Source organism: Xylanibacter muris (genome assembly GCF_013166605.1).
Lineage (GTDB): Bacteria > Bacteroidota > Bacteroidia > Bacteroidales > Bacteroidaceae > Prevotella > Prevotella muris.
On record NZ_JABKKF010000002.1, the window covers coordinates 308,440 to 321,411 of the forward strand.

At 44.0% G+C, this 12,972-nt stretch carries 10 protein-coding genes; 1 reads left to right on the forward strand and 9 read right to left on the reverse strand.

The genetic code is table 11. The features are described from left to right. The first annotated feature begins 289 nt into the window (after positions 1-289). Positions 290-1,192, forward strand: coding sequence for an Abi family protein (locus HPS56_RS03280; protein WP_172273772.1), 903 nt, complete (start codon positions 290-292; stop codon positions 1,190-1,192). A gap of 370 nt (positions 1,193-1,562) precedes the next feature. On the opposite strand, the gene HPS56_RS03285 is transcribed toward HPS56_RS03280, so the two are convergent. From HPS56_RS03285 to hisIE, 9 genes are all read right to left on the reverse strand, one after another. Further along, positions 1,563-3,944, reverse strand: coding sequence for a hypothetical protein (locus HPS56_RS03285; protein WP_172273775.1), 2,382 nt, complete (start codon positions 3,942-3,944; stop codon positions 1,563-1,565). Next, positions 3,931-4,371, reverse strand: coding sequence for a hypothetical protein (locus HPS56_RS03290; RefSeq protein ID WP_172273778.1), 441 nt, complete (start codon positions 4,369-4,371; stop codon positions 3,931-3,933). The genes HPS56_RS03285 and HPS56_RS03290 overlap by 14 nt, the downstream gene beginning before the upstream one ends. A 147-nt stretch (positions 4,372-4,518) precedes the next feature. Continuing rightward, entirely contained in the window at positions 4,519-6,525 is a 2,007-nt protein-coding gene (locus HPS56_RS03295) for a fructose-1,6-bisphosphatase (RefSeq protein ID WP_172273781.1), read from the reverse strand. 53 nt (positions 6,526-6,578) lie between these two features. Then, the gene (locus HPS56_RS03300; protein WP_172273784.1) at positions 6,579-7,688 is read right to left on the reverse strand and encodes a glycosyltransferase; all 1,110 of its coding nucleotides are present in this window, start codon (positions 7,686-7,688) and stop codon (positions 6,579-6,581) included. A gap of 11 nt (positions 7,689-7,699) precedes the next feature. Further along, on the reverse strand, positions 7,700-8,857 hold the full coding sequence (locus tag HPS56_RS03305) for a glycosyltransferase (RefSeq protein ID WP_172273787.1): 1,158 nt from the start codon (positions 8,855-8,857) through the stop codon (positions 7,700-7,702). Between the two features lie 20 nt (positions 8,858-8,877). After that, on the reverse strand, positions 8,878-10,053 hold the full coding sequence (lysA, locus tag HPS56_RS03310; RefSeq protein ID WP_172273790.1) for a diaminopimelate decarboxylase: 1,176 nt from the start codon (positions 10,051-10,053) through the stop codon (positions 8,878-8,880). A gap of 115 nt (positions 10,054-10,168) precedes the next feature. Then, complete coding sequence (locus tag HPS56_RS03315; protein WP_172273793.1) at positions 10,169-11,491, reverse strand: aspartate kinase; 1,323 nt, start codon at positions 11,489-11,491, stop codon at positions 10,169-10,171. Between the two features lie 74 nt (positions 11,492-11,565). After that, complete coding sequence (locus tag HPS56_RS03320) at positions 11,566-12,282, reverse strand: cell division ATP-binding protein FtsE (RefSeq protein ID WP_172273796.1); 717 nt, start codon at positions 12,280-12,282, stop codon at positions 11,566-11,568. A 46-nt stretch (positions 12,283-12,328) separates the two neighbouring features. Next, positions 12,329-12,961 carry a bifunctional phosphoribosyl-AMP cyclohydrolase/phosphoribosyl-ATP diphosphatase HisIE gene (gene hisIE / locus HPS56_RS03325; protein WP_256372602.1) on the reverse strand — a complete coding sequence of 211 codons (633 nt, stop codon included), beginning with the start codon at positions 12,959-12,961 and terminating at the stop codon, positions 12,329-12,331. Between the last annotated feature and the right edge of the window lie 11 nt (positions 12,962-12,972).

Consider the following 12,972-nt stretch of genomic DNA (forward strand, 5'->3'; position numbering starts at 1 on the left):
AAAAGACTGGTAGTAGGTTCACAATCTGTTCGGAGATAAAGGTTAAATTCCTTTTGCCAGTCCTTTATTTTAACAGTATCCTATTATTTTTTTCCAAAAACACTTTATTGTTAGTCTGTTTGAAACTTATTATGAAAACAAACAAAACATTCCATTGAAAAATATCAGAAATCGTCTGCTCTTTTTTGTTATATCATTTGGTAAATAGAAAATAATAGATTACCTTTGCACTAACAAATCCCGCCCGCTTCCCGTAAGATTAGCGTACCCAGCGGGACATTTTTTATTTATGGGAGTTAGATATACACATCAAGCCATAACTACAGAGCAGCAAATTGACATTCTCAAAGAAAGAGGTTTGCTCATTAATGATGTTGAACAAGCTATTGAAGTTCTTGACACCATCAGTTATTTTCGTCTTGCTGGGTATTGGCGACACTTTGAAGCCAACCGCTTCACGCATCAATTCAGAGAGGGCAGTAGTTTTGCTGATATTATAGACCTTTATTCTTTTGACAAAGAACTCAGAGCTTTATTGTTTACCGCCATACAGACGATAGAAGTTTCCGTCCGCACAAAAATAATTAAACACTTTGCCCTCGAATTTGGAGCATTTTGGTTTATGGACGAAAACTATGCTACCAATGAGACTCGTTTTACTGCGAACTTGGCTGTCATCCGCAAGGAAGTATCTCGCTCTCACGATGATTTTATTACAGAGCATTTTCGCAAATATAGCGAACCGGACTTACCTCCTGTTTGGAAAACGTTGGAAGTTATCTCAATGGGGACACTTTCTAAACTCTATGCAAATTTCTCGGATCCGGCTGCAAAACATGCTGTGGCGAGAGAGTTCGGTTTGAATCATCACAAATTTTTGAGAAGTTGGCTGGAATGCCTTGCTGTGCTTCGTAATTGCTGTGCCCATCATTCAAGGCTGTCAAACCGTGTCTTTCCTGTAAAACCAATGATGCCTGAGCATATGCCTAACACTTGGATTACGGGGTTTACGTTTCGTGAGCAAACTCTTTATCCACAATTATGCTATGTCGTGTATTGGCTCAACTCTATCTCTCCTAATAACACCTTCGTAGTCAGTTTCAAACAACTTCTGGCAAATCACCCATCAGTAAGACCTCATTTGTTAGGATTTCCTTATAATTGGGAACAAGAGCCTTTGTGGAGGCCATGAATATCTGCTAAAAAAGGTGATCTGCGGAAACAAGGAAAAAATATATTAACTTTGCAGCGGTTTAGAAGATAAGCTAAAATAAATGTGGAATATCGAGGGCAAATTGTACCGAAAAAAGAAGAAACTGCCTATATTGACACTCTGCATGAGTTAAGAAACAATAAAAGCGTTAAATCTCCACCTTTTAGAATGTACCATTAAAAGTTACGACCATGCTTCTGACTTATTGCTTGCAAATTATTGATTAATAACTGGTTGTGAATACCGTTCTTGTGTCTGTGCAGAGACGACTGCAACAAAAACAGAAATGAGATGAAGTTTAATTCTATTGCTTTAATATCATGATTATTCTTTCATTGTCATAATTTGATCAATTCTTTTCTCTATAATTCTGTTCTTTTTGCCACATACTTAATGATGTTTCCACGACTTTATAGTCATGTCCTTGCGTCGAAGCACAAAGATTATTCCACGAGGTGAGGCACGAATGCTGCATCTTTATATCCCGTTGGTCTTTTTTCACATCTTTGTTGTAAGTGTATCCCAACATCTCGTGAGATGCGTTCCATCGCAAATGCTCCGTCTGAGCGACGGTATCCATGATTCTCTGCCACTCAACAGAAATGCCATACGTGTTATCAGCATGACGTTCGTGTTGGATTACCGTATTAGCGAAGTCTTGCAGAGTCTCTGCGTTGTTTCTGAGCGCTTTACGAATGAGACGCATCTTTGTGTGACGGTGCAAGGCGTTCTCCATGTCCTGGTGTTCCATGCGCCTTATCTCGTTGATGTTTCCAAAACCGTATGGCAGGCCTGTTCCAAGCTTATTTCTTCGCCTCTCTTTCCACTTCGTGCCCAAGTCTGATTCAGCTTCGTTGAAGCCCTCATAATTGTTGTAGTATCGATAAGACTCCTTGCATATACTGTCATCTATGATGTTATGCCATGTATATAAGTCCTTCATCTTGCCAAAGATATATATAGGATGCAGATTTTCTTTCAGCCCGAGGGATTTCACCACGCTTTCGTTATAATGTTTGGCAATCCTTTCCATATAGTGAAGAATCTCTTCATTATATGACCTCACAAATATACGGAACCGTTCCATGTCCGTCCCTTTGATGATAGCTGATTTTAATAGTCTCACAGCCAGCGTTATGCCATCCTCATCGTTCTTTGTTGAAATAACGATATAGTTCTCATGAGAGATGTTCTCTTCAACAAAATCAATGAACAACCGGTCATTGTAGTCGGCGTTATACAGATTGATTTTATGCCAAGAGTCACTGCCAAGCCTATTGTTAATTCCACTGACATCGGCTCCTTTGGATATGTTTCTGAAAGCCGGCGCTATTGTGTTCATGGCTTTGTCAAAAACATCGCAACGGAAACCGGACAAACAGGCAGCGTCTGTTCTGGTTTGGCTGTGCTGTACGAAAGAACCGTACTCATACAAGAAACGCACCGCATCGCGGCCGCATTGCCCCATGCCGATTACCATGGAGTGGAAGGGACTTGACACGGTAGCGTCTTTTTCCACATCCATGAAATCAACAGGTAGACACAAAGGTTCTTCATTGCCTTTAAGAGTCTCTACCGCCATATGGGCTGAGTCAACAATGTGAATCTCAAATTTGCCGGAATAGCGTGTGTTCTCCAATACCCTATTTACACTGTCATACCTTGCATGGCAGTGGATTGTTACATCGTGGTCATTGGCATATTCGTTGAGATCCTTGTCAAGGGACAAGTTTGTTGCAGCTTTGATATTACTTTCCTCATCATCTCCAAGCATCATGATATGCACATGCTTGTTGGTCTTGCCCAGCAGTCTTACGACAGATTTCAATCCAAGTTTGTAGCTGAGGATACTGATTTCACCGGATGTCTTTTCATCGTCGGTCAATTCACATTTTGAGAGTCGGGAAAATGCATTTGTCGAGAGACATCTTAGGTTCTTGAACTCCTTTAGCTCCTTATTCTTGGTAGAGAGAAAACTGAAAAGCCGGTCGAGACCCGTCCTGTTGACTGTCGAGTCTTCATCATCGGCAGTTTTGACAAAAAGTATTCTGTATGATTCTGGAGCGCTTCTCTTTATATCCTTTGCAAGAAAATAAGAGGAGCGGTTTATTCCCCAGAAAATATACAGATTATCCTTCTTCCCCGGAAGATGTGCGGTCAACCACAGATGTACACCTGCCACGATATTATACCCGAAGTGCTTGATGACGAACAGCATGCTTACCAACGCTGCCGCAAAATGCACTACAGAAAACCATGTCATGTAATACAGGCTATTATGGAAAACATCGTGAACAGCACTGATATCACTCTCTAAAATAAACATCCCAAAGGCATGTATCACAGACATCCACGCCACGGAGAACAGTTTGTCATAGTCACCTTGGTCGCCATATTCTATGAACATTCCCACGCTATAGACACAGAACCCCGCAATCCACACAAAGATAAAGATGGAGGTCAACCTGCTTTCAATCCATTTCCAAAATTTGTTCCATTTGTCGCTCTCTATCAAGTGCATTCCCACAGCAATGAGGAATGCGCCTGCCACGAATGCGCAGGCAACCCATAAAGAATCCTGAAGCAATTCCTTTACTCTTCCGGTTTCTGCCACATCCGCAGTCCCGTGAAGACTGACAGGATTATATCCCGTTGTATCGTGGCAAGAGGAAACGAATGCTGATATCGTTAACGCTTGAAGATAATGAAAAATGTGCTTAAACTTGTTCATTGCAGGTCGTTGTTTTGCTGACGTCTTTGACGGATTCCCCATTTGTATATGAAGACTTAAGGAATGTCCAACAATCATTCTGTATATCCTTATATTTCTCATCATTAGAACGCACCATCTCATAGCAGAAATTGATGAATTCCTTTCTGTCTTTGGCTTCAGATGATTCTTGTGGTTGTTTCTGGTGGTTATTTTGATTTCGTTCTTTTTCTGCTTTATGTTTTTCTTTTTCGTATTTTAAAGTCGCTTTATTGTTGTAATACCATATAGAAGAAATTAGAGTAATAACAGCTAATACTGTAATACAAATAATGAGGGTTATAGATACATCCTTGTCCCAAAAATCACAAGAAATCTCCTTTGTTGTTTTGTTAATTACTTTAACCATAACATTCAAACTATCGTTAGCAATTTTAATAGTGTCCATATTTTTATTTATTTGTTAAACTTTCGATTGTTTCTTTTCCCTTCTTTTGTATACATTGGCTAATGGGTTATAATGTGATATTTTATTTGTATCATTAGCATTAATATCCTAACGCCTTTCCATGATTTCGGATGAGCCGTTATCAGTTCATTTGTCTTCCTTCCTTCTTTCCCTTTCCTTGATGAATCCGTGGCGGTAGGCATAGAGCAGTTCTTTCAGGTCTTCAATCTGTGCACGCAGCTCATTGCCTCGGTCGGTGTCGAGAACTCTCATCCTGCGTGCCGACATCTCGACGATTTGGGTTGTGCTCTTGATGTCCGTTCCGCTCTTTATGGCATCGAGGGCATTTGTGAACGGTTCGTGCTGCACAAGCTGGAAACCGCGGCTATGGTACACGAGAGTATATCCTGCAATGCCTGTTTCCTTGTGGTAGGCCTTGCTGAACCCTCCGTCTATCACCATCAGCCTGCCGTTGGCCTTTATAGGTGTCTCGCCTTTTGAGGCATGCACGGGCACGTGGCCGTTGATGATGTGGCGGTTTGGACCTGTCACTCCGAATGAGTCAAGTATATAGTCGCATATCTTTTCATCGTTCCTTAGGTTGAAGTAGTTTCCCTTTATTTCCTTGTAAGTCTCTTTGTCGGAGAGGAAATAGCGTTCGAATGTGGCCATTTTCGACTTGTCGAACAGTGGGCTGTCCTTGCCGCACCACAGATAGTGGAAATAGTCTATGGCGTATTGCCGCTCTTCCGGGTCAGTGTCGGTGTTGAATGCCTCGCGTATGAGTATTCCGAGGTTGTGCATGAGTTCTCGTCCGGCATATTTCTGCCCGTTGTAAAGTTCCACTTCCTTCAGTGTGCCGTCTTCGTTCAGGGGTATTGAGGCATGGAACAGCAGGTTGTTGTTGTATATGGCATACAAGCATCCGTGGCTGAGAATCTTTCTTATGTGCTTATGCAGTTTCTCGCTTACTGTGAATGAATGCCTGAGGCGTTCCATCAGTGTCCGCTCTTCGTTTGTGAGTCGGTTGGGATTTGCCGGGTCTATTGTCGGGAAGTTGTTGCTTAGCATTTTATATTCCTTCCCGTCGATGGTCGCCGTGCCGCATTGGTAGTCGATGGTGTCGAGCATACATCTGTCAAGCATGTCCCAGTTGGGGTGACGTTTGAATATCTGTGCTTCCACCTTGAACTGTATGATGCTTATCGCCTTATGCATGAGTGTGATAAGCCTTATGGTCTTTTCATCGAGAGTACTGTTGGATGGAAGCTTTGGCTTAAACTCCTCGCAAGGGTCGTCACCGTATGTCTCCATGGCAAATGTTGCAAGCGGCACGAGGTTTATTCCGTATCCCTCCTCAAGTGTGGTCAGGTTTGCGTATCTTAGCGACAGTCTGAGGACGCTGCATATACAGGCCTCGTTGCCTGCGCATGCTCCCATCCACAGTATGTCGTGGTTGCCCCATTGTATATCCCAGCTGTGGTATCCTGTCATGAAGTCCATGATGATATGTGCTCCGGGCCCGCGGTCGTAGATGTCGCCCAAAAGGTGGAGCTGGTCTATAGCCAGACGCTGTATGACGTTGCATACGGCTGTTATGAAGTCGTCGGCACGTCCGGTGGATATTATCGTGTCGACAATCACCTTTACATACTCGGTCTTGTTGGTATCCTCGGTATGCTCATGTAGAAGTTCCTCGATGATGTAGCTGAAGTCCTGGGGAAGTGATTTCCTTACTTTTGAATGGGTATATTTGCTGCTCACATCCCGGCATATCCTTACAAGCTGGTGGATTGTTATATGATACCAGTCGATGATGTCCGGTTCCGAGGCTTTTATCAGTTCGAGTTTTTTCTCGGGATAGTATATGAGTGTGCACAATTCCCGTTTCTCGGATTCCCTTATACTGTTTCCGAAAAGTTCATTTACCTTTCTTTTTATGTTTCCCGATGCGTTTTTCAGGATATGTTGGAAAGCTTCATGCTCTCCGTGTATGTCGGCAAGGAAATGCTCTGTTCCTTTTGGCAGGTTAAGGATTGCCTCGAGGTTTATTATCTCTGTGCTGGCTTCCGCCACGTTGCAGAAAGAGTGTGACAGTAGGTTGAGATATCGCAGGTCGGCCTTGATGTTGTAATTGGTCTTATGTGATGTCATAATAGCTGTATGTATTTAAAGGTTATGTTTTTGTCTGCATTTTACGGCCGGCGCTATATTGCCAGTCGTCTGTTGATGATTTCGGTTATTGCTTTCGTTTGTCTGTTGTCTGCAGGCATTACCGGCATGTGTCCTTCCTTCAGTCCCGTCATATTGCCGAGCACCTGCATTATCGATGCAGTGAAATCCGTCATTTTCTGTTCTTTCAGCCTGTCTTTCAGTTTGTCTTCCTCAATATACCATGTATGCATGGCTTCCGACAGCGCTATGATGTTCTTTATCGCGAGTTTTTTTCTGCGTGCGAGTTTCCTGCAGTTTGTTATCATCTGTACTGCCGCATCGGTGCGTGTGCTGTCAGGCCCGATGCCTGTGTCTTCCGGCAATATCTCCGGTATGGGGTGGGGCATGTAGCATTCAATGTCTTCGGGATGTATTTCCGGCGGCATGAGCTGCAGCGTATCTATTCCTTGCTGTATGGTCCGGACTATATCTTCGTGGAATGCGTATATCATTATCTGTCTCCATTGTGAAAACGTTATTCTGCTTACAGCGGCAAGCTCATCGTTATCGAGCCATTGCCTGTTGTGTGTGATGCCGGCATGGATAATGGCTTTGAGGCATAGCCGGGTATCATCGGTGAAAAGTTCTGCCACATTGCTGTCCGCTATCTTCCTGTATATGCCCAGCATCTGTGCTGCCATGTTTTCCGGTGTCTGCATCTGTGTGATGAGACAGTTTCTTACTGTCTCTATTCTTTTATTGAGTCTCAGTTGCCTGAAACATTCTTCCTCCATCCGGCCCAGTACAATGACAGCGTACGCCTGTCTCACCGTCTTACGCTGGAACAACATTAGTTTCGGAAGTTTCTCTTTCCAATACCGCTGTTTGATGATCCATGGCTCCATTTGTCCGTGCGGTGTGACGACGGTTCTTATTCCGTTCTTTCGTGCCATGCGTGCGGCTGCCGCATATAGGTAGTTCCAGCATCCGTGTATGTGGATGATGTCCGGACAAAATCGTTTTATTTCTCTTTTGCATGAAGAAAGGTCTGTGGCGGACCGCATCTCCATGTCACCGGTGTTACGGCACACTGTCTGTATGAGTATGTTTACATAATCCGTAATCATACTGTCTGACTTTGAGTAGAGATGCAGAATCTTCATATTGTATTCTTTTATTTCCTTATGAAATCATATTTGTCCGACATTCTGTATGTTATGCTGAGGCGCAGGCGTCTCCACAGCATGCTCCAATAAAGGAAAGGAACGGCAAATGTATTGAAGTCCTCTCCCATTAGTCTGGCGGCCTTCTTTACAGATATCGTTCTGACGGCCGCAGCGAGCAGCAATGCTGATACGGCTGCCGATAGAACTATCCATTGCGATGTTGCAGCCGAAATAGCGGCTGCCGTCAGTTGCAGGATGGTGTTCGTGTGCAGCATTGCCGTGTCGGTGGCGGTCCTTAGCCTGTATGCCGTACACCGGCCTATATGTTTCATGGTGTGTATATGGAACAGCTGTGCGTTTATCCATTTCTTTCGGTAAGGCTCATCCTGTATTACGAGTGCTTCAGGATTGATGTCTGTACGTGTGTTGGTGGCTGTGGCATATTCGTTTACCATGTATTCGTATTCTCCGCGAAGGTATTTCAGATTCTTGAGAAATCCGTTGTGCCTGAAGAATACAGACTTTCTTATTGCTAGATTGTTTCCTGTGTAGCAGCATGCGTTACCGTTTTGAGTTGCTTTTATCTGGGAGAAAACCTCATACATCCGCATGAATCGCAGGCTGCTCTGCGTTTCATGTGTGTATACGGTATTTCCTAATATGATGTCAGCATCCTTGTCACAATGCTCTGCTATCGATTCAAGCCACATGTTTCCTGCAGGGCGGCAGTCTGCGTCGGTGAGTATAATCCATTCATGTTTTGCCGCCTTTATTCCCAAAGTGAGTGCAAGCTTGCGTCTGCTCAGGTAATGGCTTGATGCAGGGATGAAAGTCACATAAAGATTTGGGTATTCGGATTTAAGCTGTTTGAGAATGTCACCTGTGTCGTCTGTGGATGATTCGTCTACGACGATGACCTCAAATTCTCCATTGTACTGTTGCGAGAGTATAAGCGGAAGGTTTTTCCTTATTTCCGCACAGTTGTCATGTACGGACATCACGACAGAGAATCCCGGACGACAGACGGTATCTGTGTCTGTTTGTGGTTCCGACTTGCCTGTCAAGCCGGCTTTTGGCTTCTTTAAAAATACATTGAATAATCCGCTCGTTAATGCGAAAAGCAACAATATGCAACTTATTACTATTGTTGTATTGTCAATGGTCATATCGTGTATTATTTTGTTTTTTAGCTTAATGTGCCTTGTCTCATCCCGTCGCTTGTATAGCTCCTCGGCAATTTCCGGCAGTTGTATTGTGATGCCATAATCTCACCGTATGCGCCTGCGGAGCGTATTGCGAGCAGGTCGCCGCGCTTTGTCCTGTTCAATACTGTCTGTTTTGCAAATACGTCGCTTGATTCGCATATAGGCCCTACGATATCGTATTCTTCATGCGGCCCGTCGCTTGAGATGTTTTCAATCTTATGGTATGCCTGATATAGTGCCGGACGTATGAGATCTGTCATTCCCGCATCTACTATGGCAAATTGCTTTGTCGCTCCTTGTTTTATATATAGTGTTTTGGTGATAAGCGAACCGCATTGTGCGACAACGGAACGCCCCAACTCGAAATGTACATGCTGGCCGGGCCGGAGTTTTAGGTGTCTTTCGTATGTATTGAAGTAGGATTTGAAATCAGGTATGGCAACTCTGTCGGGGTGTTCGTAGTCTATGCCGAGTCCTCCGCCCACATTTATATTTTCTATACGGATATGGCGGTTTTCGAGTTCGTCCTGAATCTCGTTGATGCGGTTGCATAATGCGAGGAAGTCGGTCATGTCGAGAATCTGTGAACCAATATGAAAGTGAAGTCCGATGAATTTCACATTCTCCATTTTCGAAGCCTTGGCTATTATGTCTTTCATATCGCGCATGGCTATGCCGAATTTGTTTTCTGCAAGTCCGGTCGTTATATTGGCATGTGTGTGGGCTCCTACGTTGGGGTTAATTCTGAAAGCCACGTTTGCGGTCTTGCCTTTCGAGGCTGCCAGATTGTTGATGACTTCAAGTTCCGGAACGCTCTCTACGTTGAAGCAGAAGATATTTTTGTCCAAGGCGAGGTTTATTTCCCAGTCACTTTTACCGACACCGGCATATACTATGGATGACGGGGTGAATCCTGCCGCCAATGCAGCCTCTATCTCTCCTCCGCTGACACAGTCTGCACCGAGTCCGGCATTTTTTATTATGGTGAGTAATTGTGGATTTGCATTTGCTTTTACGGCATAATGAACGATAAAGTTTTCATGTCTGCCTGTTTCTGCTTTTATCGCTTCCAAAGTGTTGCGCAGCAAATCTGTGTCGTAATAATAAAACGGTGTCTGTATGTCCTTGAATCTTTCTGTAGGAAAAGTTCCTTTCATGTTGTTGTATGTGTGTTGTTGTGTATATGGCAGAAGTTTGCCTGTTGTGACTTATGCCGTTGCGTTTTTCTTATTGAAGCCGTCCGGACAGGAGTCTGGTCCGGACGGCTTTTTATTACTTGTTTCCAAACAGTGTGTCGCTTAGGCTTTGGAGTGCGCGTTTCTTGTCGCTTTCTTTCACGAGGAATGATATATTGTAGTTTGAGCCTCCGTATGAAATCATGCGCACGGGGATGTTTTTCATTGCTTCGGTAGCAAGCGTCTCAAAGCCGACATTACTCCAGTCGAGATCACCGACAACACAGATGATGCACATGTCGCGGTCTACGGTCACGGTACCGTATTTCTTAAGTTCGTCAACGATTTCGTTCAGGTGGGAGTCGTTGTCGATGCTCATCGACACTCCAACCTCTGATGTACATACCATGTCGATGGCCGTCTGATAACTTTCGAATATCTCAAATACCTTGCGCAGGAATCCTGTTGCCAAAAGCATTCGGCTGCTTTTTATCTTTATTGCAGTGATGTTGTCTTTTGCTGCCACGGCCTTTATCTTTCCCTGTTCGGTGTTGTTGTTTATCGTAGTTCCCTCTGCGTTCGGGTCCATCGTGTTCAGCAGGCGTACGGGAATACCAGCAAACTTGGCCGGCTGTATACATGTGGGGTGAAGAATCTTTGCTCCGAAATATGCCAGTTCGGCAGCTTCTTCAAACTGAAGCTGATGTACGGGACATGTCTTGTCTACGATGCGTGGGTCGTTATTGTGCATTCCGTCGATGTCTGTCCATATCTGGATTTCCTCGGCATTTATTGCCGCACCGATGAGAGAAGCGGTGTAGTCGCTTCCTCCACGTTGCAGGTTGTCAATCTCACCGTATGCGTTGCGGCAGATGAATCCTTGTGTGATGTATACTTGTGAACCTTCGTTTTTTTCAAGAATACTACAAAGCTTTTCCTTTATATAGGATGAATCCGGCTCGGAGTTCTTGTCGGTGCGCATGAAGTCAAGTGCGGAGAGCAGCGTTGTGCTGATGCCTTGCTCGTGCATGTAGTTCGCCACCATATTGGTGCTGATAATCTCTCCCTGAGCCACTATGTTTTTCTCTTCAAAGCTCGTGAACAGTTCTTTCGTGAATGAGCGCAGATAGTTGAATATGCCGGATATCAACTCTTTGGTCTTTGCACGCCATTCCTCTGTGGAATACAGTTCGTTTATGTGTTCGTTATATTTTCTTTCAAGGCTGTTTATCACCTCGTTGGCTCCGTCTGAGTTTTTCTTGTACAGATAGTTTGAAATCTCTACAAGCGAGTTTGTTGTGCCTGACATGGCAGACAGCACAATGAAAACGGGTTCATTGAACGATGTGACCAGTTTTACTACTTCCTTCATGCGTGCCGGTGTACCTACGGAGGTACCTCCAAATTTCATTACTTTCATATCTGTTATTGCTTTTGTTTTCTAATTTTCTTGTCTTGATTCAATGTATGGCTTAAATGTTGATTGGTCATGTGTCATGCTGTCTCGTCGTCATCGTATGCCAGCTGGATCTTGTTGAAGTCGTTTGTCACTTCTTCCAATTGGTTGTCTGCACACCTGTATACTATTCCCGGATATTTGTCGAGCAGCGGAATGTTGTGTGTGCTCATTATCACGGCTGTGCCGGTCTGTGATATTTGTCTTAGCAACTGTATTATGCTTGATGCCGTTTCGGGGTCGAGGTTTCCTGTCGGTTCGTCTGCCACGATAAGACGCGGCTTGTTCAATATGGCTCTTGCGATGGCTATACGTTGTTGTTCTCCTCCTGAGAGTTCATGCGGCATCTTGTCTTTTTTGTCAGACAGTCCTACGTCTGCAAGCACTTCATCTATGCGGTTGTTTATTTCTTTCTTATTTTTCCATCCTGTGGCCTTAAGCACGAATTTCAGATTCTTCTCAACTGTGCGGTCTGTAAGAAGCTGGAAGTCCTGAAAGACAATTCCCATCTGTCTGCGCAGTGCGGGAATATACTTGCGTTTCAGTCCTGTGATATTCATGTCCAATACCGTCGCAGAGTCGGCCTCGTCAATGTCAAGTTCAAAATATATTGTTTTCAAAAGTGAGCTTTTCCCTGAGCCCACACGTCCTATGATGTAGATAAACTCTCCCTCATCTACATGGAAATTCACATTCTTCAAGACTGGTTTATCGGAATGTTGGTATATGTTTACGTTTTTATAGTCTATCAGCATTTTTACTTGGTGTTTATTGTTGAGCCCCTGCGTTTTTATTTTTAGATTAGTGTTTTTGCCAGTTTGGAGAATGCCTGCTCTTCAGTTCCGCCGCCACATCCTCTATGCGCAAGCCTTTGCTTGTGAGGAGAACAATCAGATGATATAGCATATCGGATGCCTCGTAGATAAGGCGTTTGTCAGTGCCGTTAACTGCTTCTATAACAGTTTCAAGTGCTTCTTCGCCCACTTTCTGTGCCATACGGTTTAATCCGTCTTTAAAAAGTGAGGTGGTATAGCTTCCTTCTGGCATCTCTTCATGGCGTTTGTTTATGAAGTCCTGAAGTTCTGTCACGAACAGCAGAGGGTTTGTCTCGTTTTTCTCTCCCCAACAGGTATCTGTACCCTTATGGCATACAGGACCTTCGGGATTGGCTTTCACGAGCAGGGTGTCGTGATCACAATCTTCCTTTATTTCCACAAGATGCAGAAAGTTGCCTGATGTCTCGCCTTTTGTCCACAGGCATTGGCGGCTTCGGCTGAAGAATGTCACCTTACCTGTTTCTATGGTTTTGGTGTATGCTTCTTCATTCATGTATCCGAGCATGAGAACCTTGTTTGTCCTGTTGTCTTGTATTATTGCCGGAACGAGCCCGTTATTCTTTTTGAAATCTATGTTCATAATTATATTTGTGTCCAAGTTTTGAATAA